Here is a 20,008-nt window from a genome sequence, read left to right on the forward strand (position 1 = left end):
ACGATGACCTGGTCGACCGGGCTGCTCGGGTTCGCCGCCGGGCTGCTGATCTCGGTGGTGACCGCCCCGGTCGGGGTGTCGGGCGCGGTGTTCCTGCTGCCGGTCCAGGTCAGCGTGCTCGGGGTGCCCAGCCCGGCGGTCACCCCCACCAACCTGCTCTACAACGTGGTGGCCGGGCCCGGGGCCCTGCTGCGGCACCACAGGAGCGGCGGGCTCCGGGGGCCGCTGACCCGGCTGCTGGTCCTCGGCACCGTCCCCGGCGTCGTCGTCGGCGCGGTGATCCGGGTCTTCGCGGTGCCGGGCCCCTCGGTCTTCCGGCTCCTGATCGCGGTGCTGCTGCTCCCGCTCGGCGGCTGGCTCTGCCTGCGTACGCTGCACCGCGCCGGGCGCACCGCCCCCGCCCGGGACTCCCCGGGGATGTCTCCCCGCGCCATCACCCGCCTCGCCATGGCCGTCGGCGTCGCCGGGGGGATCTACGGGATCGGCGGCGGCTCGCTGCTCGGCCCGATCCTGGTCGGGCGCGGGATGCCGGTCGCGAAGGTGGCCCCGGCCGCGCTCGCCGCCACCTTCGTGACCTCGGTCGTGGGCGCGGGGACGTACGCCCTGCTCTCCCTGACCACGACCGGGGACATCGCCCCGTACTGGTCGCTCGGCCTGGCCTGCGGCCTCGGCGGCCTCTGCGGCGGATACCTGGGCGCCCGACTCCAGCCCCGCCTGCCGGAGACAGCGCTGAAGCTCCTGCTGGGGGTGCTGGCGCTGGGCATCGGCGGGCTGTACGCGGTGCAGATTCTGCGCTGAGGGGGGCTGGCGCGTCGAAAGGGCCCGGGTTCTACGCCCCGAGCGCCGCTGCCTCCGCCGCCAGCCGGGCCACCCGGTCCCAGTCCTTCGCCGCGATCGCGTCGCCCGGCACCATCCAACTGCCGCCCACACAGGCGACGTTCGGCAGGGCCAGGTAGGACGGCGCGGAGGCGAGCGAGATACCGCCGGTCGGGCAGAAACGGGCCTGGGGGAGCGGGGCGGAGAGGGCCTTGAGATAGGCGGTGCCGCCGGCGGCCTCGGCCGGGAAGAACTTCATGTCGCTGACTCCGCGCTCCAGCAGGGCCACCACCTCGGAGGTGGTCGAGACGCCGGGCAGGAACGGCACCCCGGACTCCCGCATCGCCTCCAGCAGGGCCTCCGTCCACCCCGGGCTGACCAGGAACCCGGCCCCCGCGTCCACGGTGTCCCGCACTTGCTGCGGCGAGATGACCGTGCCCGCGCCGACGACCGCGCCCGGCACCTCGGCGGCGATGGCCCGGATCGACTCCAGCGCGGCGGGCGTCCGCAGGGTCACCTCGATCGCCGGGAGCCCGCCCGCCACCAGCGCCCGCGCCAGCGGCGCCGCGTCGGCCACGTCGTGCAGGACGACGACGGGGACGACGGGGGCGAGATCCAGTACGGAGGTGCTGGAGGGCGCGGAGGGCGCCGGCGAGGAGGAGGTCATGGGCCCCATCCTGCCGCGTCGACAGCGATATCTGCAACGACCGTTGCAGAGGATGCAATGTGACTCAGTGGATCTCCGTCACCACCACATCGAGCGACCACGGCCGCCCGGCCCGCGCGGGGGCCTCGGCCTCCACCACGTACCCGAGGTCCCGCAGCGCGTCCACCAGCCGCGCGGGGTCCTTCGGCCGTGCCCCCGCCAGCAGCAGGTCGCGCACCATCCGCCCCTTGGTCGCCTTGTTGAAGTGGCTGACGACGGACCGCTTCTCCACCCCGTCCACGATCTGCGACTGGAGCACCCGCACGCTCGCTGTCCGCGCGGCCACTTCGCCCTTCGGCTTCCACGCCGCGGTGTACGCGGAGGACCGCAGATCCAGGACGAGCCCGTCCCCGGCGGCCTCGGGCATGACGGCCTCCATGGGCTTGCGCCAGTACGCGCCGAGCGCGCCGAGGCCGGGGAGCTTCACGCCCATCGAGCAGCGGTACGGCGGAATCCGGTCGCCGATCCGGACCGCGCCCCAGAGCCCGGAGAAGACCAGCAGCGACTTCGCCGCGTGCCGCCGGGCGTCCGCGTCCAGGGAGGCCAGGTCGAGGGCGTCGTACAGCACGCCCGTGTAGAGCTCCCCGGCCGGGCGGGTCCCGGCGGTCCGCAGCTCGGCGTTCTTCCCGACCTCGCCCCGCAGCCCGACACTCAGCCCGAGCACGTCTCGGGCCTTCTCCTCGTCCGCCTGGCACAGCTCGACCAGCTCGTCCAGAACCGCCGCCCGGGCCTCGGAGAGCCCCGGCAGCGACAGCGACTCCGGCTTCAGGGGAGCCCCGCGCCCCGAGGCGGCCTTTCCTTCGGAGGGCGGCAACAGCACGAGCACGGCGGTTCTCCTTCGTACGTACGGCGCAAGCGCGGCCCCGGTGGGCGTGCGGGCTCTCCGGGTCCTCGGCAAGGGTACGGGGGCGGGGCGGGGCTGCCCCGCCCCCGTACGGTGGCGGGCACGCGCCGGCCGTACGGTGTTGGGCCCGCGCCGGCCGTACGGTGCTGGGCCGGCGTCGGCCGCACGGCATCCGGGCCCCGGCACGGGCTCGGGCCCCGGCACGGCCCCGGGCCCCGGATGCCGCAACCCCCGTCCCGGCCTACGCTCGGTCCATGCCCCGCCGCCATCTGCGTATGACCGGAGCGGCCGACTGCTCCCTCGGGGCCGCCCTGCGCGCCCTGCGCACCGAGCTCGACCTCCCCACCGGCTTCCCGGCCCGGGCGATGGCCGAGGCGGAGGAGGCGGTGCGGGCCCCGGACCTGTCGGCCCACGAGGACGCCACGGACCTGCCGTTCCTCACCATCGACCCGCCCGCCTCCACGGACCTGGACCAGGCGATGCACCTGGAGCGCCATGGGCACGGCTACCGGGTGCACTACGCCATCGCGGACGTCGCCGCCTTCGTCCGGCCGGGCGGCGCGCTCGACGCCGAGGCCCACCGCCGGGTCACCACCCTCTACTTCCCCGACGACCGCATCCCCCTCCACCCCACCGCCCTCTCCGAGGGCGCCGCCAGCCTCCTCCCCGGCGAGACGCGCCCGGCCGCGCTCTGGCGCATCGACCTGGACGGCGACGGGCGGGCCGTCGCCACCGACGTGACCCGGGCCCTGGTCCGCAGCCGCGCGAAGCTCGACTACGCGGGCGTCCAGCGGCAGATCGACGCGGGCACGGCCGAGGAACCCCTCGCCCTGCTCCGGGAGATCGGGCGGCTGCGCGAGGAACAGGAACTGGCGCGCGGCGGCATCTCGCTGAACGTCCCCGAACAGGAGATCGTCGTACGGGACGGCTCCTACGGCCTTGCCTACCGCGCCCCGCTCCCCGCCGAGGGCTGGAACGCCCAGCTCTCCCTGCTCACCGGCATGGCCGCCGCCCACCTCATGGCCGAGACGGGCACCGGCATCCTGCGCACCCTGCCGATCGCCCCGGACGGCGCCGTCGCCCGGCTGCGGCGCTCCGCCCACGCCCTGCGCATCGACTGGCCGCACCACGTCCCGTACGCCGAGGTCGTCCGCTCCCTCGACCCGAGGCAGGGCAACCACGCGGCGTTCCTCCAGGAGTGCACCACCCTGCTGCGCGGCGCCGGATACACGGCCTTCGACCACGGCGACCTCCCCGATCCCGCCGTGCACGCGGCCGTGGCCGACCTCTACACGCACTGCACGGCACCGCTGCGCCGCCTCGTCGACCGGTACGCGTCCGAACTCTGCCTGGCGGCCACCGCCGGGAAGGAACCCCCGGAGTGGGTACGGGAGGCGCTCCCCGCCCTCCCGAAGGAGATGGCCGAGGGGACGCGCCGCGCCAACACCGTGGAGCGGGCCTGCGTCGACCTGGTCGAGGCGGCGCTGCTGGAGGGGCGGGTGGGCGAGCTCTTCGACGCGTACGTGGTGGACATCCAGGACCGGAACCCCGCCATCGGCACGGTCCACCTCCGGGACCCGGCGATCGTCGGCCGGATCGAGGGCGGCACGGCCGCGCTCCCGCTGGGGGAGCGGCTGCGGGTCCGGCTCACGCAGGCAGGTCCGGCGTCGAAGACGGTGCTGTTCGCTCCGGCGTGAGCGGGGGAGGCACCGGCCCCCGCTGGAGCGCGGCGACCGCCGCCCGCGGATCGTCCGCGTGGAACCGGAGTACCCGGGCGCTCCCGCGCCGCCCCAGCGGCCGTACGAACTCCACCGGCCCGGCCAGCTCCAGGGTCACCGTGGTCTGGCTCCCCACCGCCACGAGTGCGGCGATCTCTCCGATACGCATACGGCCAGTAGAAACCCTGACGCTGCGACAAGGTCAAGGCGTGGTTGGCCTGCCCACCTCCCCTGCTTCCGTCCGTACTACGCGGTCCTGTGCCACGATCGGGGGAAGAACTCCCATCTCACGGACGGCTGGTCCCCCGATGTCCCAGTCTGGCGAGCGACCGAGGAAGGGGCGTGACATGACTGCCATGGCGCACGAGCCGCTCACGCAGGCGGAAGTCCTTCTGGAGGGCTTCCTGGCCCTGGACACGCCGGAAGGCTTCCGGGCGGAACTGATCGAGGGGGAGATTGTCGTGACGCCGCCGCCGGACGGGGACCACGAGGACTACATCGGGCTGATCGTCGACCAGGTGGCCAGGCGTGCCCGTACGCGCATGCAGTTCTCCGGGAACAAGGGACTCAAGCTCCGCAGCGGTGGCGGCTGCCCGAAGAACCACGCCATCCCCGACGGCACCTTCGCCCCTCTTGACCTGAGGCTCTTCCGCGGCGCCGACCCTTGGATGCCCTGCGAAGGCGTCGCCCTCGTGGTGGAGGTGACCTCCACCAAGCCGCAGGCGGACCGCGAGGCCAAGCGCCGCTGCTACGCGCGCGGTGGCATTCCGCTCTACCTCCTCATCGACCGTGACGCGGGCTCGGTGACGCTCTTCAGCGACCCGGAGGGCGCCGATTACCGTCAGCACCTCACGATCCCGTACGGAAAGCCGCTCCCGCTCCCCGAGCCCTTCGCCTTCGACCTGGAGACAGGGGACTTCGGCTGAGCTGCCGATACGGCCCGGTAGGATGGCGGATACGGCAGACGAGCCGTGCGGACGGCCGCGTGAGGATCCTTCGGGACCCTCCCGAGGAACGTCCGGGCTCCACAGGGCAGGGTGGTGGCTAACGGCCACCCGGGGTGACCCGCGGGACAGTGCCACAGAAAACAGACCGCCCGGGACCTCGGTCCCGGGTAAGGGTGAAACGGTGGTGTAAGAGACCACCAGCGCCTGAGGTGACTCAGGCGGCTAGGTAAACCCCACCCGGAGCAAGGTCAAGAGGGGTCGTTCCAGCAATGGGACGGCCCTGCGTGAACGTTCGAGGGCTGCTCGCCCGAGTTCACGGGTAGACCGCACGAGGCCGGCAGCAATGCCGGTCCTAGATGGATGGCCGTCTCCCCGGCCGCCGTGAGGCGACCGGGAGACAGAACCCGGCGTACAGCACGACTCGTCTGCCGGTGAGCTTGAAGGGAGCCTCCGACCAGGTGTTTCACCTGGTCGGAGGCTCCTTCTCGTTCGGCGGGTCCGTCGGCCAGCGGTCCGTCAGCTCTTCCGCGTACACCTGCGAGAGCGGCTGCGGGCCCACGTACTGCTGGCAGTTGCACTGCCCGGCCTCGTAGCGCAGCGGCTTCTTGTTCTCGTCCCACGCCGTCGGCACCTCGACCTGCTCGTGGCAGCGGCCCCGCTTGTCGTGCTTGGCGAGGTGGTGGGTGCAGCCGCAGACCGGCTCCGGCGACTTGTGCGCGGCCTCCAGCGCGAGGCGCTCCTGCTTCGCCGCCTCCAGCAGTTCCAGTTTTCGTTCGTGCCGGTTGCGCAGGGCGGTGCGGGCGGTGTCGGCCGCCCAGGCGAAGCCACCGGTCCAGAAAAGGATCAGAATCCACCAGATCCAGTGCATCGCGATCTACCTCCCCCTGTGCCCCCGGGCTCCTGGCGCACGGTATTTCACCTGCGCACCGGCCCCTTCGCATGATCTGCTGCGCGAGGTCATTGTTCCCCACCTGTACGGGGGAGGACAGAGCGGCCCTGAGACCGGGAGTGATGCGAGTGACGGAAAACGCGTACGACGTACGGATACGCCCGGCCACGGCCCAGGACGCCGAGGCCGTCACCGGCGTCTTCCTGGCCTCCCGCGCCGCCGCCATGCCGTATCTGCCCCGGGTCCACAGCGACGAGGACACTCTCGCGTGGATCACCCATGTCGTGCTGCCCACCAGCACCGCCGTCCGGGTGGCCGAGGGAGCGGAGGGTGAGCTGCTGGGGTTCGCCGTGCTCGCCGGGGACGACGAGCTCGACCACCTCTACCTGCGGCCCGACGCACTGCGGCGCGGGATCGGGAGCCGGTTGCTGGCCGAGGTGCGGGAGGCCGCGCGCGGGCCGCTGAACCTGTACGTGTTCCAGCGCAACACCGCCGCCCGCGCCTTCTACGAGCGGCACGGCTTCACCGCCGTCGCGTTCGACGACGGCGGCCGCAACGAGGAGAACGAGCCGGACGTGCTCTACCACTGGGCCCCGTGAGCTCCGTGAGCCCTGAGTGGCCGGTCAGATGATCGGCGGGCGGCCCAGTCTCGTCATCCGCCACACCGTGGACCAGCGCATCGGGCGCCGCTCGCCGCACGGCGTGCGGACGCCCTCCGCGAAGCCGCCCGCCCAGGCGCGCAGCCCCTTCGCGTCGCGGGTGCGGGCCAGGGTGAGCAGGGTCCAGGTGGAGAGGTACGCCGGGACCAGGGGGAGGGGCAGGTTGCGGCGGGCGAGCCAGACGCGGTTGCGGGCCGTCATCCGGTAGTAGACCGCGTGCCGGGCCGGGCTCGTCCTCGGGTGCTGGAGCAGCAGCTCGGGGTCGTACTCCACCCTCCAGCCGGCGTCCAGCGCCCGCCAGGCCAGGTCCGTCTCCTCGTGGGTGAAGAAGAACTCCGCGGGCCACAGGCCCGTCTCCGCCAGCATCTTCATGGAGAAGGCGTGGCCGCCGCCGAGGAAGGCCGTCACCGGACCGCCCCGCATCGGGTCGCCGGCGCGCAGGCGCGGCACATGGCGGCGCTGGGTCTCGCCGAGCTCGTCGGCGATCCGGAAGCCGACGATGCCGAGCCGGTCGTCGGCGGCGAAGTGGTCCCGGACCCGGCGGAAGACGTCCTTGTCGACCAGGAGTCCGTCGTCGTCCAGCTCGACCACCACGTCCACGTCACCGATCTCGGTGAGCCTGCGCAGCCCCTCGTTCCGGCCGCCCGGGCAGCCCAGGTTCTCCGGCAGCTCGATGGTGGTCACCCCGCCGTCGAGGTCCTCCAGGCCGGGGAACGCGGTGAAGTCGGGGAGCGCGGTCCCGTTGCCGATGATCACGAGCCGGGTGGGCCGGACGTCCTGCATCGCCACGGACGCCAGCAGCGCCTCGACCGCCTGCGGGCGGTCTCCCATGGTCACGATGGATACGCCGATGCGTGGTGCGGACAAGTTCGGTACTCCTGGAGCTCGGCTGCCGTGCGGCTGCTGGTCGGCAGCGGTGCCCGCGATCGTAACGCCTCGGTGTTCAGTCCTCGGCTACCGCCCGGCCATCCACCGGCCCGTCGCTGTTCAGCAGCCCGTACACGGCCATGTCGCGGCGCTCGCCGCCCACCTGCTGCCAGCCGCGCAGCAGCCCCTCGCGCCGGTAGCCGACGTCCTCGGCGATGTGGGCGGACGCGGTGTTCCAGGGCTCGATGAAGAGCTGGAGGCGGGGGACCCGCAGGTCGTGCAGGGCCCAGTGCGTCACCGTACGCAGGGCGGCGCGGGTGACCCCCTGGCCGCGGCCCGAGGCGACCATCCAGTAGCCGATCGAGGCCCGGCCCTGCGGCAGGTCCCGCAGCCAGAGCCCGATGGCGCCGCCCACCGGGCGCCGGTCCCGGGAGCGGACGATGGCGAACGGGTACCCGGTGCCGGTGGCCGCCCGGTCCCACTGCCTGCGGACGAACGCCTCGGCGGCCTTGTCCGAGTAGCGGGGCGGGATCGTCGTGATGAGCGGGATGTACGGGTCCTGCGCGGCCTCGCGGACCAGGGGCAGGTCGCTCATCTCCCAGGGGCGCAGGCCGAAGTCCGGGCCCGCGGACATGCTCGGGACGGTCAGCGGCTCGGGGCCTGGCGGGGCGTCGGAGTCGGAGTCGGCGTCCGCGTCGGAGTCGGCGTCCGTGTCGGGGCCAGGGCGAAGGCGAGGGCCGGAGCCAAGGCCAGGGCCAGGGCCGGAGCGGGCAGCGGGGGCCGGGCCGGGGGCGGTACCGGGGGGTGTGCCCGGGCCGGTACCGGGGCCCGTGTCGGGCTCGCTGTCGGAGGTGGGGCCTGAGGTGGGGCCTGAGGTGGGGCCGGGCCGGGGATCAGGCTCGGGGGCAGCCATGTCCGTATCCTCTCGCTATCGGACCCGTTCCGCTTTCCGACCCGCCTTCGGTCCCCGGACGGCGGAACCTCACACATCGCTCGGCGCCCGGTCCCGGCCCCCCTGTGGCCCCGCCAGGAAGCGTCCCGCGAGCAGCGCGCCCACCAGGACCAGCGCCGCGTTCACGAGGATCGCCGTGGAGACGCCGGCCAGGACCGCGTCCGGCCCGGCCGGGCCGCTCATCCGGGCGGTGGCGACCGTGCTCATCACCGGGATGCCGAGGGCGATACCGACCTGCTGGGTCATCGTCGCCAGCCCGGTCGCCCGGCCCTGCTCCTCGTCCGGCAGCCCCGACGTGGCCGTGACCATGAAGCCGACGATCACCAGCATGTTGCCCACGCCCCCGACGAAGGTGGCCGCCAGCAGCAGCCAGATCCAGGCACCGGAGGTGCCGAGCGCCACCAGGGAGAGGGTGGCGGCGGCCTGCACGGCCCCGCCGAGCACGATCGCGCGCCGGTTGCCGAACCGGCCCACCGCCCGTCCGCCGAGCACCCCGCCGACGACCGTGCCGATGCCGAGGACGCCGAAGGCGAGGCCGGTGGCCAGCGGGGAGTAGCCGAGGACTTCCTGGAGGTAGAGGGTGAGCAGGAAGACCAGCGAGGTCTCCGTGACGAAGGCGATCAGCCCGGCCGCGTTGCCCCAGACCACGCTGCGCCGCTTCAGGATGTGGACCGGGACGAGCGGGGCCGCCGCCCGTCGCTCGATGCGGACGAAGGCGGCCAGGAGCGCGGCGCCGGCGGCCAGGGAGGCCAGCGTGGTGGGGGTGGTCCAGCCGGTCTCGCCGGCCCGGGTGAGTCCGAGGACGAGCAGCAGCAGCCCGCCGGTGACGGTGACCGCGCCGGGCACGTCCAGCTTCGGGCGCCGCGCCGGCCGGGAGTCGGTGATCACGGACGGGGCCAGGATCACGACCAGGGCCGCGACCGGTACGTTGATGAAGAAGGCCCAGCGCCAGGAGAGCAGGTCCGTCAGGAGGCCCCCGAGGATCGCCCCGGCGGTGAACCCGGCCGACATCAGAGCCCCGTTGAGCCCCAGCGCCCGTTCCCGCAGCGGCCCCTCCCGGAACGCGGTGGTGAGCAGTGCGAGCCCGGCCGGGGTGACCGCCGCGGTGGCCAGGCCCTGGAGGACCCGCGCGGTGAGCAGTACCTCGGGCGAGGTGGCGAGGCCGCCGAGCGCGGAGGAGAGGCCGAGGACGGCCATGCCGCCGATGAAGAGGTTCTTACGGCCGACGAGGTCGGCGACGCGGCCGAAGAGCAGGGTGAACCCGGCGGCGGCGAGCGCGAAGGACGTGGCGATCCACTGGAGGTGGGCGAGGGAGAAGCCGAGCCCCTCCCCGACGACCGGCAGCGCCACGTTCAGGATGGAGAAGTCCACCGCGATCATGAACTGGGAGCCGAGCAGCAGTGCCAGCACGAGTCGCTGGCGACGCGTCATGCGCGGGCCGGAGGCCGTCGGAGAGAGGGGACCGGGTGCCGGAGAGATATCGGGTGCGGACATGGCAGGGGTGCCTTCCTGAGCACGGGCGCGGAGCACGGAAGCCGAGCAGCGATGCGCTAACGGTTCCGTGGTTCCGTTAAGGTGGCGTCACCGTAACAGTAAGAGGGGGGCTAATGGAACTGGAGACCCGTTATGACGTCTGAGTCTGCGCCTGTGCCCGCATCCGGGGGCGCCGACGGCTCCGCCGACGCCGACTGTGGGGAGCCGGGCACCGTCCGCCCCGGCGGCCGAACCGCCCGGGTGCGGGAAGCGGTGCTGCGCGCGGCCGGGGACGCGCTGGCCGAGCACGGCTTCGGCGGGCTCGACCTGGCCGACGTCGCCCGCCGCGCGGAGGTCGGCAAGACGACCGTCTACCGGCGCTGGTCCACCCCCGCCGGGCTGGTGGCCGATCTGCTCACGGACATGGCGGAGCAGTCGCTGCCGCGCACGGACACCGGATCGCTGGCCGAGGACCTCCGGGCCAACGCCCGCCTCGTCGTCCGGACGCTGACGGACCCCCGACAGAGGGCCCTCTTCGCGGCCGTCATCGCCGCCGCCGCCGGTGACCCGAGGACCGCCGAGGCCCTCCACGGCTTCTACGCGGTACGCATCGGGGAGTGGTCCGGCTGTGTGGAGGCGGCCGTCGCACGCGGCGAAGTGCCCGTGGGCACGGACCCGGGGGAGGTGGTCGCGGCGGTGTCGGCGCCCCTGTACTACCGGCTGCTCGCCAGTGGCGCCCCGCTGGACGAGGCGGCCGCCGACCGCGCGGCCGCAGCGGCGGTCGCCGCCGCCCGGGCCGGAGTCTTCGTGCGGTGACGGGGCGCGCGGAGCCCTTGTCGTGGACCGGCCTCACGGGGCCCGACAGCACGTCGATAAAGTGCTGGAATGATATTCGGTAAGACCGGGTTCGGGGGAGCGGTCGCGGACTTCGAGGCCGCGGTGGTGGCCCAGGACGCGAAACGGTCCGGTAAGGCGTTCGTCCGGTTGCAGGAGACCTTCGGCCAGGCCAGGGAGGCGGAACTGCTGGACGGCGGGCCGCGCCTCGCCGCCGTACTGGAGGAGGTTCCGCCCGGCCCCCGTGCCGTCGTCGCCGTTCTCGTCGGGGCCTGCGTCGAGCGTGGCGCGGACGCCGAGCGGTGCGCCCCCGGCGTACTGGCCGGGCTGCGGACGGCACTTGAGGGGGCCGTGGCGTTCGCCGGGGCGTGGCGGGCGACCGGCGGCGGCGAGTTCCCCGTCCCGGACGCCGGTGAGCCCGGCGAGGAGATCGTCGGGCGGGCGGGGTTCGACGCGGCGGTCGGCTGGTGGACGCTGCGCCAGTGGGAGATGGCGGCCGTCGCCCTGCTGAACCACCGGGCGGTACGCGGCCGGGCCGGCGACGGCCGGCGCGAGCTGCTGCGGCTGCTCACCACCGTGGAGGAGAGCTCCGGCCGGCAGTTCAGGTCCCTCGGCTACGCCCTCCAGGTGCTGGACGACGAACCGTTGGTCGCCCTCCACCGGACGAGCGGCACCGGCTACGCCCTGCGGTTCTTCGGCGTCGGCGACAACTTCCAGCTGCACACCCTCCTCGCCGACGCGCTCATAGGCGGTGGCCATGTCGAGGGGTACGCCCCCTCGTCGCAGGAGGCCGCCGTCTGCCGGGAGACCCCGGGGCAGGTGGACACCGTGGGCTCCTTCGAACTGACCGCCCCGGACGGCGGCCGGCTCTGGAACGAGGGGACCCCGGCGGACATCCCCGTCGTCGACGGCGTACGCCTGTTGGTGCTGGACGAGCCGTCCTACCGGCGGTCCTGGCCCGCGGGCCGCTTCTTCCCCGGCATGCGCGGTGACGTCATCCTGGAACGCGCCCTCGAACAGGAGGAGACCGAGCGCTGGTTCGCCCTGGTCTCCCCGGTGAAGGACGCCCCGGCCTGACCGGCCCCGCCCCGCTCCGGCCTGCGGCCTCAGCCGATCCGGGTGCCCGTCCCGCTGACCCGGACCCGGTCGTCCCCGGCGCGCAGCTCGACCGTGAGGGTGCCGGGGCGGCCCATGTCCGCGCCCTGGTGCAGGGTCAGCACGGCCGTCTCCGGGACGAGCCACTGCTCGCGTACGTACGCGCCGAAGGCGGCCGCCGCGGCGCCGGTCGCCGGGTCCTCGACCACCCCGCCCACCGGGAACGGGTCCCGGACGTGGAAGACCTCCGGCGCCTCGCGCCACACCAGTTGCAGGGTCGTCAGGTCGAGTCGCAGCATCAGCGTTTCGAGCCGGGCGAAGTCGTACGCCAGGTCCGCGAGCCGCTCACGGGTCGCGGCGGCGAGCACCAGGTGGCGGGCGCCCGCGTAGGCGATCCGGGGCGGCAGGGCGGGGTCGAGATCGCTGGCCGCCCAGTCCAGTGCCGCCAGCGCCTCCGCGAGGTCCGCCGCGCCGATCTCCGTGATGTGCGGGACCACGCTGGTCAGGGTGGCCCGGAGCTCCTCGCCCTCCCGGACCACGGTGACCGGCACCCGGCCCGCCGCCGTGGCGAACTCCAGCGCGCCCGGCCCGTCCCGCTCGGCCAGCGCGACGGCGGTGGCGACCGTGGCGTGGCCGCAGAACGGCACCTCGGCCCTGGGGCTGAAGTAGCGGATGGTGTAAGCGCCTTCGCCGGTCCGCCCGGTGAGGAACGCCGACTCGCTGTACCCCAGCTCCGCCGCGACGGCGAGCATCCGCTCCTCGTCCAGACCCGACGCGTCCAGGACGACCCCTGCGGGGTTTCCGCCTGCGGGGTCGGCGGAGAAGGCGGTGTAGCGCAGGACCTCGGGGCTGTGGCCGTGGCCGTGATCACGTGTCATGGAGCAGTCCAACCCGGTCGCAGCTCCCGGCATTCCCGGCCCGGCTCCCCGGTCGTACGGCTCCCGCAGCCCCCGGCCGTCCGGCTCCCCGACGTACGGCTGCCGCAGTCCCCCCGGACCGCGGCAGCCCGGCACCGTGAAGAGCCGGCACTGTCAGGCGTCAGTGGCAGTTCTTGATGCCCTTGTTCGCCGAGGTCGACTTCTTCCAGGAGCAGGAGTCCTGGAGCTTCCCGTTCGGCTTGATGAGCCGGGCCTTGTCCCCGGTGTTGTTCCAGACGTACGAGCCCCGGTTCCAGTGCACGGTGCCCGAGACGTTCTTGCCCTTGCCGGTGCGCACCTTCACGGTCTTGCCCGCGCCGATGGTGTAGCTGCCGAAGGTGTAGGTGTAACCGGTGTTGTCCTTCACCGTGAAGCCCTTGAGCTGGACCTTCTTCTTGCCGTTGTTGTGGATGTTCACCCACTCGGCGTTCAGGGACTTCTTCGACCGGTCGTCCTTGCCGGGACCGTCGTACTGGATGGTGCCGAAGTGCAGCCCGCCCTGGTGGGCGGCCGCCGAGGCCGGTGCTGCCGTGGCGAGGAGCGAGCCGGCCATTGCGGTGGCGGCGGCCAGGGCGATCGGCGCAGCGGTGCGTATGCGCATGCGGTGTTCCTTCTGTGCGGTTCTGGTGAAGGCGTAACGAGATGCGATCATACGGTCAGTACGCGCTTGCTCACCCCGGAGTGAACGAATCCGCAAAGTCGGTCACCTGACGGCACGTTCGGACAGAAACGGTCACACCCGAAGCCCCCGGCGGCTCCCTCAGCCCCGTCCCACGTACGGCATGTCCGTCGCCATGACCGTCAGGAACGGGATGTTCGCCTCCAGCGGCAGCTCCGCCATGTGCACCACGGTCCGCGCCACATCGGCCGCCGCCATCACCGGCTCCACCGCCAGCTCCCCGTTCGCCTGGAGGATGCCGGTCCGCATCCGCTCGGTCATCTCGGTCGCCGCGTTGCCGATGTCGATCTGACCGCAGGCGATCCGGTACGGGCGCCCGTCCAGCGACAGCGACTTCGTCAGCCCGGTGATCGCGTGCTTGGTCGCGGTGTACGCGACCGAGTGCGGGCGCGGGGCGTGGGCGGAGATCGAGCCGTTGTTGATGATCCGGCCGCCCTGCGGGTCCTGCTCCTTCATCAGCCGGTACGCCGCCTGCGCGCAGAGGAACGCCCCCGTCAGGTTCACCTCCACCACCGCCCGCCAGTCCGCCGCGGCCAGCTCCTCCACCGGTACGCCGCCCGGCCCGAACGTGCCCGCGTTGTTGAACAGCAGGTCCAGCCGGCCGAACCGCTCCCGTACGGCGGTGAAGAGCGCGCCCACCTCGTCCTCGTCGGTCACGTCCGTGGTGACGCACAGCGCGTCCCGGGCCCCGGCCGCCGCGGCCGTCTCCGCCAGCGGCTCGGCCCGCCGCCCCGCGAGTGCGAGCGACCACCCCGCGCTCGCGAGGGCGAGCGCGACGGCCCGCCCGATCCCCGAACCCGCACCCGTGACGACGGCGACTTTTCGATCAGTGTTCATGGCCCGGGAGCGTACGGGAGAGGTCGGTGCACAGGGCACGCGGTGCTCATCGAGCCGCCATGCGGATGTGGTGCACGCGACCACGGCGCGTCGCGCGCGGGCGGTGCGCTGGATTCCGACAGCATCCGGCAGCATCCGGCAAGCGAGGGGCATATGACATCCGCACAGACCTCCATGACGCCCGGCCATGGTGTCCGACCCACCCAGAACGTCCGATCCGCCGAACTCGCCACCGCCGCCGCCCGGTTATCCCGGACCGGCCTGGACCGCCGCCGTCTGCTCACCGGGGCGGGAGCCGCCGCCGCGCTCGCCTTCACGATGAACCTGCCCGCCGCGGGAACGGCGAGCGCCGCCGAGCTCGACGCCCGGCGGATCGCCGATGACCCCTTCACCCTCGGCGTTGCCTCCGGCGACCCGCTCCCCGGCTCCGTACTCATCTGGACCCGGCTGGCGCCCCGCCCCTACGAGCCCGGCGGCGGCCTCCCCGCGGACCGCGTCCAGGTGGCCTGGGAGCTCGCCCACGACGAGGGCTTCCGCCGCGTCGCGCGGCGCGGATCGGTCACCGCCCACGCCGAGTTCGCCCACAGCGTCCGCGCCGACGTCCAGGGCCTGGACCCCGGCCGTGCGTACTACTACCGATTCCGCACCGGCAGCTGGACCAGCCCGACCGGCCGCACCCGCACCGCGCCCGCCGCCGGGACCCGTAACAGCTCCCTCACCCTGGCCGCCGTCTCCTGCCAGGCGTACCACGACGGGTACTTCACCGCCCTCCGCCACCTGGCCGCCGAGGACGTCGACGTGGTCCTCCACCTCGGGGACTACCTCTACGAGTACGCCGTCACCGCCACCGGCGGCGCCCGCGCCTACACCGACCGCCGCCTCCCCGCCCACTACAACCGCGAGACGCTCACGCTGGAGGACTACCGGCTGCGCTACGGCCTCTACAAGTCCGACCCCGACCTGCGCGCCGCCCATGCCGCCCACCCCTTCGTCGTCACCTGGGACGACCACGAGGCCGAGAACAACTACGCGGGCGACATCCCCGAGAACGACGTCACCCCGGAGGAGTTCCTGCTGCGCCGGGCCGCCGCGTACCGCGCGTACTGGGAGAACCAGCCCCTGCGCACCCCGCAGCGCCCCACCGGCCCCGACATGCGGCTGTACCGCCGCCTCACCTTCGGCAGGCTCGCCCAGTTCGACATCCTCGACACCCGCCAGTACCGCAGCGACCAGGCGTACGGGGACGGCTGGCGCACCCCCGGCCCGGAGTCCGAGGACCCCGCGCGCACCATCACCGGGGCCGCCCAGGAACGCTGGCTGACCGACGGCTGGCGGGCCTCGGACGCCACCTGGAACGTCGTGCCGCAGCAGGTCACCTTCGCCCAGCGGCGCGATGTGCCCACCGCCGCGTACAAGTTCTCCATGGACGCCTGGGACGGCTACCCGGCCTCCCGGCAGCGGGTACTGGCCGGGGCCGAGTCCGCCGGCGTCGAGAACCTGATGGTCCTCACCGGTGACGTCCATGTCGCGTACGCCTTCGACCTGAAGAAGGACTTCGACGACCCCGCCTCGCGGACCGTCGGCACGGAGATCGTCACCACCTCCGTCTCCAGCGGCAAGGACGGCGCGGAGCGGCCCGCCAACTGGCAGAACCAGACCCGCGCCAACCCGCACATGAAGCACTACGACGGGCGGCGCGGCTACACGGTGGTCACCCTCACCGAGAAGCAGGCCCGCGCCGACTTCCGTACGGTGCCGGCCGTCACCACACCCGGAGCGCCGGTCTCCACGGCGGCCTCCTTCGTCACCGAGGCGGGGAACCCGGGGCTCACGCCTGCATAGGCGGCTTCAGCGGTCCGCCGGGTAGCGGACGCCGATGCGGTCCCGTACCGCGTCGAGCGTCCGCATCACCGCGAGCGACCCCTCCAGCGGTACGAGCGGGGACTCCGTCTCACCCGCCAGGACCGCGCGCATCACCTCGGCCGCCTCGTACTGCATGCCCGACAGACCCTGCGGCCCCGGCCCCGAGGTGACCGTCTCCGGCTCCTTGCCGGGGCGGTGCAGCACGAAGTGGTCCGGGTGGAAGAAGTCGCGCGGCAGGTCGATCCGCCCGGCGGTGCCGATGACGGTGGCCGCCGTCGGGTGGTGGCCGACGATCGAGCAGGAGAGCAGCGCGGTGGCGCCCGACTCCCAGCCCAGCAGCATCCCCGTGTTCAGGTCGACGCCCTCGGGGGAGAGCAGTGCGTCGGCCTGGATCCGGTCCGGCTCGCCCAGCAGCAGGTGGGCGAAGGAGACCGGGTAGACCCCGAGGTCCAGCAGCGCCCCGCCGCCGAGGTCCGGGTCGCGCAGCCGGTGACCGGGGGCGAAGTCGCCCGCGAAGCCGAAGTCCGCCTGTACGGTACGGATCTCGCCGATCGCCCCGTCCCGCACCAGCTCGGTCAGCCGGCGGACCACCGGGTTGAGGTAGGTCCACATGGCCTCCATCAGGAAGAGACCGCGGTCCCGGGCGAGCGCCACCAGCTCCTTCGCCTCCCGGCTGTTGAGCGTGAACGCCTTCTCGCACAGCACGTGCTTCCCGGCCCTCAGCGCCAGCTCGGCCGCCGCGTGGTGCGCCGAGTGCGGGGTGGCCACGTACACCACGTCCACCGCGTCGTCGGCGACCAGCTCCGCCCAGCTCCCGTAGGCCCGGTCGATGCCGTGGCGCTCGGCGAAGGCCCGCGCCGAGGCCTCCGTGCGCGAGGCGACGGCCACCACCTCGGCGCCGGGCAGCGCCTGTACATCCGCCGTGAAGGTCGCGGCAATGCCGCCCGTCGCCAGAACACCCCAGCGCACCGTCTCGCCCATGCCCGTGCCACCGCCGTAACAAAAGAGGTATCGACCACTCCGGCCGAGCTGAGAGCATAGATGCGGATTCAACGATGTGGAGACGAGAATGCCGGACAGCGGCGGCAGCCGGGCCCAGCGAGAACACATACCCACCTCCGGGACCGGTCCCGGAGCCGACAGCGCGCCACTCACCCCGCACGGGGACGCCGGCGCCCTCTCCGTCGACCCGGGCGCCCCGCAGGTCACCGCCCCCGCCGGGCTTCCGGCGGCCCCGGAGGCAGGCGGGCTCAAGGCGGCCCGGCGCACCGGGTTCCTGGTCACCATGGTCCTCGGCGGGCTCACGGCCCTGCCGCCGCTCTCCATGGACATGTACCTCCCGGCGCTCCCCGCGGTCACCGACTCCCTGAGCGCCCCCGCCGCCACCATCCAGCTCACGCTCACCGCGTGCCTGGCCGGAATGGCGCTCGGCCAGCTCGTCGTCGGACCGATGAGCGACCGCTGGGGCCGCCGCAGGCCGCTGCTCCTCGGCATGGTCGTCTACGTCATCGCCACCGCGATCTGCGCGCTGGCCCCCAGCGCCGAACTCCTCATCGGCTTCCGCCTCCTCCAGGGGCTCGCCGGCGCCGCGGGCATCGTGATCGCCCGGGCGGTGGTCCGCGACCTGTACGACGGCGTGGAGATGGCCCGGTTCTTCTCCACCCTGATGCTGATCTCCGGCGTCGCCCCGATCATCGCCCCGCTGATCGGCGGGCAGGTGATGCGCTTCACCGACTGGCGCGGCATCTTCGTCGTCCTGACCGGCGTCGGCATCGTGCTCACCCTCGTCGTCTGGAAGTGGCTGCACGAGACCCTGGAGCCCGGCAGCCGCCACACCGGCGGGGTCGGCGAGGCCCTGCGCACGATGCGCGGACTCCTCGCGGACCGGGTCTTCACCGGCTACATGGTCACCGGCGGGCTCGCCTTCGCCGTCCTCTTCGCCTACATCTCCGCCTCCCCCTTCGTCGTCCAGGAGATCTACGGGGCCTCCCCGCAGACCTTCAGCCTGCTGTTCGGCCTCAACTCGATCGGCCTGATCGCCGTCGGGCAGATCAACGGCAAGCTGCTGGTGGGCCGGATCAGCCTCGACAAGGTGCTCGGCTTCGGCCTCGCCGTCATCGTGCTCGCGGCCGTCGCGCTGCTGCTCATGACCACGGGCGTCTTCGGCGAGGTGGGCCTCGTCCCCGTGGCGTCCGGACTCTTCGTGCTGATGTCGGCGATGGGTGTGGCGATGCCCAACACCAACGCCCAGGCCCTGATGCGCACCAAGCACGCGGCGGGCTCGGCCTCCGCGCTGCTCGGCACGTCCTCGTTCCTGATCGGGGCGATCGCCTCGCCGCTGGTCGGGATCGCGGGGGAGGACACGGCCGTCCCGATGGCGGTCGTGCAGGTGGTGTGCGCGGTGGCCGCAGTCGGCTGCTTCCTGGGGCTGTGCCGCCCCTGGCAGCGCGTGGGACGCGAGGCCGGGGGACTGTAAGGGCTCCTCCGGCCCCCTCCCGGGGCTCAGTCGGTACGGGGGTAGCCGATCAGATGCGTCCGCTCCTGCCGGTCCGTCCAGCGGAACACCCCGACCCCGGTCGACTCCGTCCCCGGCAGCCGCGCGTTGCGCGACAGCTGGTCGGTGGTCCAGGTCCCGAAGTCCATCGCGACCGGCAGCCCGCCCCCGGCCAGCGCCTCCGCGGCGTCGCGCGCGTTCTCGGCCCCGTACGCGATGCCGTCGTCCGTCACCGTGGCCAGCGTCAGATGGCTGGAGCCGTCCTCCGCCTCGAAGCAGTGGCCCTCCCCGGCCGTCAGGTCGAACGCCAGGTTCCCGGCGATCAGACGGTCGCCCGAGGGGGAGAGGACCGCCTGCGGGTACCGCCCCGGCTTTATGGCGGGGCGGTGGCACTCCACCGAGACCAGCGGCCTGCCGGTCGCCGCGTCGTGCACCGTCCACAGTTCGTGGGTCGCCGCCCGCTTCGCCTTCTTCGCCAGCGCCCACTTCGCCAGCACCCGGTCAGCGGCCACCGACGTCACCACACCGCTGCCCTTGTCGGTGCCCTTGGGCGCCACGTTCCGGCTGAACCAGCCGCCGCGCACCCAGAACTCCCGTGCCCCGCCGACGAGGAGCCCCGCTGCGGTCTGCCCGTACACCTCGGTGAGCTGCTTGCAGGCCGGGCAGCCCTTCGGGTACTTCAGCTCGTCCGCGCTCAGCTCGGAGACCGTGCCCGTGACCGGGTCGACCAGCGTGCTGTTGGCCTTGCCGTCGCTGATCACGATCTCGGGGCCGCTGGTGCTGACGTTCGGGGCGCCGGACCACGGGACCTCGACGCGCTGCCGGGCCCCGTCCGTCACGTCGTACATGTCGAGCGATACGAAGGTGGACGCCGGGGTCAACCCGTCGCCGACCTTCCCGTACGACCAGGTCACGAAGTACTGCCGGTCCTTGGAGGTGACCGTGGCGAGCTTCGGGTAGTGCAGCGGGTCCGGCGGCCGCCAGGCCTGCCCGCGCCAGCCGAGCTTCCCGGTGGCGGTGTCGACGGTGCGCAGCCGGTAGCGGTTGTCGTTCAGCCGCTCCAGGTAGGCGAGGCGGCCCGTGGCGTGGGATACGGCGACCTCGGGGGATGAGCCGATGATCTCCCAGCCCCGGTCGGTGGTGTACTGCGGCGGAACGGTGAGCCGGGTCACCGGACCGGCGCTCGGCATCACCCGCTTCACCGGGACCGGGGCCGCACCGCCGCCCTTGCCGCCCCCGCCGCCGTCCGGGCTGCCGCCGCAGGTCGCCAGGAGAAGGAGCAGGGCGAGGAAGACCACCCCGCCGACCAGGACCAGCCGCACGACCTTCTGCCTCATGGATCCCCCGGTGGACCGAACCTGATCTGGTGCTCAATCTCGCGCGGGCCAGCGTAGCAACCGCCCTCCGGCCGCGTGGAG

At 73.2% G+C, this 20,008-nt stretch carries 19 protein-coding genes, 1 other RNA gene and 1 pseudogene; 9 read left to right on the forward strand and 12 right to left on the reverse strand.

Annotated elements, in window-relative coordinates; translation table 11 throughout:
• Positions 1–3 precede the first annotated feature (3 nt).
• Positions 4–798 (forward strand): TSUP family transporter, encoded by a 795-nt coding sequence (locus tag IE264_RS03730; protein WP_032753033.1) that lies wholly within the window; start codon positions 4–6, stop codon positions 796–798.
• 31 nt (positions 799–829) lie between these two features.
• On the opposite strand, the gene eda is transcribed toward IE264_RS03730, so the two are convergent.
• Positions 830–1,483, reverse strand: a complete 654-nt coding sequence (eda, locus tag IE264_RS03735; protein ID WP_032753031.1) for a bifunctional 4-hydroxy-2-oxoglutarate aldolase/2-dehydro-3-deoxy-phosphogluconate aldolase — start codon at positions 1,481–1,483, stop codon at positions 830–832.
• Between the two features lie 64 nt (positions 1,484–1,547).
• A complete protein-coding gene (gene yaaA / locus IE264_RS03740; protein WP_032753029.1) occupies positions 1,548–2,348 on the reverse strand; it encodes a peroxide stress protein YaaA in 801 nt (266 codons plus the stop codon).
• 272 nt (positions 2,349–2,620) lie between these two features.
• Here yaaA and IE264_RS03745 point away from each other — a divergent pair, with 272 nt between their 5' ends.
• Positions 2,621–4,063: an RNB domain-containing ribonuclease gene (locus tag IE264_RS03745; protein ID WP_032753028.1), complete on the forward strand. Its 1,443-nt coding sequence runs from the start codon at positions 2,621–2,623 to the stop codon at positions 4,061–4,063.
• Here the strand turns inward: IE264_RS03745 and IE264_RS03750 are convergent.
• Positions 4,014–4,259 (reverse strand): annotated as a pseudogene (locus tag IE264_RS03750) (hypothetical protein); the annotation flags it as partial. The gene IE264_RS03745 and the pseudogene IE264_RS03750 sit on opposite strands and share 50 nt — an antisense overlap.
• A gap of 181 nt (positions 4,260–4,440) precedes the next feature.
• On the opposite strand from IE264_RS03750, the gene IE264_RS03755 reads away from it, so the two are divergent.
• Positions 4,441–5,010: a Uma2 family endonuclease gene (locus IE264_RS03755; protein ID WP_032753027.1), complete on the forward strand. Its 570-nt coding sequence runs from the start codon at positions 4,441–4,443 to the stop codon at positions 5,008–5,010.
• Between the two features lie 39 nt (positions 5,011–5,049).
• Positions 5,050–5,459: RNase P RNA component class A (gene rnpB, locus IE264_RS03760), an RNA gene on the forward strand.
• A gap of 35 nt (positions 5,460–5,494) precedes the next feature.
• Here the strand turns inward: rnpB and IE264_RS03765 are convergent.
• Positions 5,495–5,899, reverse strand: coding sequence for a hypothetical protein (locus tag IE264_RS03765; RefSeq protein ID WP_015608205.1), 405 nt, complete (start codon positions 5,897–5,899; stop codon positions 5,495–5,497).
• Positions 5,900–6,042: 143 nt separating this feature from the next.
• On the opposite strand from IE264_RS03765, the gene IE264_RS03770 reads away from it, so the two are divergent.
• The gene (locus IE264_RS03770) at positions 6,043–6,519 is read left to right on the forward strand and encodes a GNAT family N-acetyltransferase (protein WP_015608204.1); all 477 of its coding nucleotides are present in this window, start codon (positions 6,043–6,045) and stop codon (positions 6,517–6,519) included.
• A gap of 24 nt (positions 6,520–6,543) precedes the next feature.
• Here the strand turns inward: IE264_RS03770 and IE264_RS03775 are convergent, their stop codons facing one another.
• The 3 genes from IE264_RS03775 to IE264_RS03785 form a co-directional block, all read right to left on the reverse strand.
• Positions 6,544–7,446, reverse strand: a complete 903-nt coding sequence (locus IE264_RS03775) for a glycosyltransferase family 2 protein (RefSeq protein ID WP_032753025.1) — start codon at positions 7,444–7,446, stop codon at positions 6,544–6,546.
• Positions 7,447–7,522: 76 nt separating this feature from the next.
• Positions 7,523–8,080: a GNAT family N-acetyltransferase gene (locus IE264_RS03780; protein ID WP_032753024.1), complete on the reverse strand. Its 558-nt coding sequence runs from the start codon at positions 8,078–8,080 to the stop codon at positions 7,523–7,525.
• Positions 8,081–8,428: 348 nt separating this feature from the next.
• Positions 8,429–9,829: an MFS transporter gene (locus tag IE264_RS03785; RefSeq protein ID WP_373301903.1), complete on the reverse strand. Its 1,401-nt coding sequence runs from the start codon at positions 9,827–9,829 to the stop codon at positions 8,429–8,431.
• A gap of 195 nt (positions 9,830–10,024) precedes the next feature.
• Here IE264_RS03785 and IE264_RS03790 point away from each other — a divergent pair, with 195 nt between their 5' ends.
• On the forward strand, positions 10,025–10,687 hold the full coding sequence (locus IE264_RS03790; RefSeq protein WP_190167571.1) for a TetR/AcrR family transcriptional regulator: 663 nt from the start codon (positions 10,025–10,027) through the stop codon (positions 10,685–10,687).
• Positions 10,688–10,756: 69 nt separating this feature from the next.
• Positions 10,757–11,782, forward strand: coding sequence for a hypothetical protein (locus IE264_RS03795; RefSeq protein WP_032753021.1), 1,026 nt, complete (start codon positions 10,757–10,759; stop codon positions 11,780–11,782).
• Between the two features lie 29 nt (positions 11,783–11,811).
• On the opposite strand, the gene IE264_RS03800 is transcribed toward IE264_RS03795, so the two are convergent.
• The 3 genes from IE264_RS03800 to IE264_RS03810 all read right to left on the reverse strand — a co-directional run bounded on the left by IE264_RS03800 (position 11,812) and on the right by IE264_RS03810 (position 14,233).
• Entirely contained in the window at positions 11,812–12,678 is an 867-nt protein-coding gene (locus IE264_RS03800) for a PhzF family phenazine biosynthesis protein (protein ID WP_032753020.1), read from the reverse strand.
• A gap of 160 nt (positions 12,679–12,838) precedes the next feature.
• A complete protein-coding gene (locus IE264_RS03805; RefSeq protein WP_032753019.1) occupies positions 12,839–13,318 on the reverse strand; it encodes a lamin tail domain-containing protein in 480 nt (159 codons plus the stop codon).
• 159 nt (positions 13,319–13,477) lie between these two features.
• Complete coding sequence (locus IE264_RS03810) at positions 13,478–14,233, reverse strand: SDR family oxidoreductase (RefSeq protein ID WP_032753017.1); 756 nt, start codon at positions 14,231–14,233, stop codon at positions 13,478–13,480.
• Between the two features lie 153 nt (positions 14,234–14,386).
• On the opposite strand from IE264_RS03810, the gene IE264_RS03815 reads away from it, so the two are divergent.
• Positions 14,387–16,075, forward strand: a complete 1,689-nt coding sequence (locus IE264_RS03815) for an alkaline phosphatase D family protein (RefSeq protein WP_032753016.1) — start codon at positions 14,387–14,389, stop codon at positions 16,073–16,075.
• Positions 16,076–16,081: 6 nt separating this feature from the next.
• Here IE264_RS03815 and IE264_RS03820 read toward each other — a convergent pair whose 3' ends face one another.
• Complete coding sequence (locus IE264_RS03820; RefSeq protein WP_032753015.1) at positions 16,082–17,077, reverse strand: Gfo/Idh/MocA family protein; 996 nt, start codon at positions 17,075–17,077, stop codon at positions 16,082–16,084.
• An 88-nt stretch (positions 17,078–17,165) separates the two neighbouring features.
• Between IE264_RS03820 and IE264_RS03825 the strand changes: the two genes are divergently transcribed.
• The gene (locus IE264_RS03825) at positions 17,166–18,572 is read left to right on the forward strand and encodes a multidrug effflux MFS transporter (protein ID WP_032753013.1); all 1,407 of its coding nucleotides are present in this window, start codon (positions 17,166–17,168) and stop codon (positions 18,570–18,572) included.
• A 26-nt stretch (positions 18,573–18,598) separates the two neighbouring features.
• On the opposite strand, the gene IE264_RS03830 is transcribed toward IE264_RS03825, so the two are convergent.
• Entirely contained in the window at positions 18,599–19,927 is a 1,329-nt protein-coding gene (locus IE264_RS03830) for a hypothetical protein (RefSeq protein WP_032753012.1), read from the reverse strand.
• Positions 19,928–20,008: the final 81 nt, after the last annotated feature.

The organism is Streptomyces microflavus (genome assembly GCF_014650075.1).
GTDB classification, from domain to species: domain Bacteria; phylum Actinomycetota; class Actinomycetes; order Streptomycetales; family Streptomycetaceae; genus Streptomyces; species Streptomyces microflavus.

Bases quoted from the DNA above. Each gene is read 5' to 3' on its own strand.
- IE264_RS03815 (WP_032753016.1), top strand. From the start codon at position 14,387: ATGACATCCGCACAGACCTCCATGACGCCCGGCCATGGTGTCCGACCC.
- IE264_RS03830 (WP_032753012.1), bottom strand. From the start codon at position 19,927: ATGAGGCAGAAGGTCGTGCGGCTGGTCCTGGTCGGCGGGGTGGTCTTC.
- IE264_RS03730 (WP_032753033.1), top strand. From the start codon at position 4: ATGACCTGGTCGACCGGGCTGCTCGGGTTCGCCGCCGGGCTGCTGATC.
- IE264_RS03785 (WP_373301903.1), bottom strand. From the start codon at position 9,829: ATGACGCGTCGCCAGCGACTCGTGCTGGCACTGCTGCTCGGCTCCCAG.
- IE264_RS03805 (WP_032753019.1), bottom strand. From the start codon at position 13,318: ATGCGCATACGCACCGCTGCGCCGATCGCCCTGGCCGCCGCCACCGCA.
- IE264_RS03745 (WP_032753028.1), top strand. From the start codon at position 2,621: ATGCCCCGCCGCCATCTGCGTATGACCGGAGCGGCCGACTGCTCCCTC.
- IE264_RS03790 (WP_190167571.1), top strand. From the start codon at position 10,025: ATGACGTCTGAGTCTGCGCCTGTGCCCGCATCCGGGGGCGCCGACGGC.
- eda (WP_032753031.1), bottom strand. From the start codon at position 1,483: ATGACCTCCTCCTCGCCGGCGCCCTCCGCGCCCTCCAGCACCTCCGTA.
- IE264_RS03810 (WP_032753017.1), bottom strand. From the start codon at position 14,233: ATGAACACTGATCGAAAAGTCGCCGTCGTCACGGGTGCGGGTTCGGGG.
- IE264_RS03820 (WP_032753015.1), bottom strand. From the start codon at position 17,077: ATGGGCGAGACGGTGCGCTGGGGTGTTCTGGCGACGGGCGGCATTGCC.
- IE264_RS03765 (WP_015608205.1), bottom strand. From the start codon at position 5,899: ATGCACTGGATCTGGTGGATTCTGATCCTTTTCTGGACCGGTGGCTTC.
- IE264_RS03780 (WP_032753024.1), bottom strand. From the start codon at position 8,080: ATGTCCGCGGGCCCGGACTTCGGCCTGCGCCCCTGGGAGATGAGCGAC.
- IE264_RS03795 (WP_032753021.1), top strand. From the start codon at position 10,757: ATGATATTCGGTAAGACCGGGTTCGGGGGAGCGGTCGCGGACTTCGAG.
- IE264_RS03770 (WP_015608204.1), top strand. From the start codon at position 6,043: ATGCGAGTGACGGAAAACGCGTACGACGTACGGATACGCCCGGCCACG.
- IE264_RS03800 (WP_032753020.1), bottom strand. From the start codon at position 12,678: ATGACACGTGATCACGGCCACGGCCACAGCCCCGAGGTCCTGCGCTAC.
- IE264_RS03755 (WP_032753027.1), top strand. From the start codon at position 4,441: ATGGCGCACGAGCCGCTCACGCAGGCGGAAGTCCTTCTGGAGGGCTTC.
- IE264_RS03825 (WP_032753013.1), top strand. From the start codon at position 17,166: ATGCCGGACAGCGGCGGCAGCCGGGCCCAGCGAGAACACATACCCACC.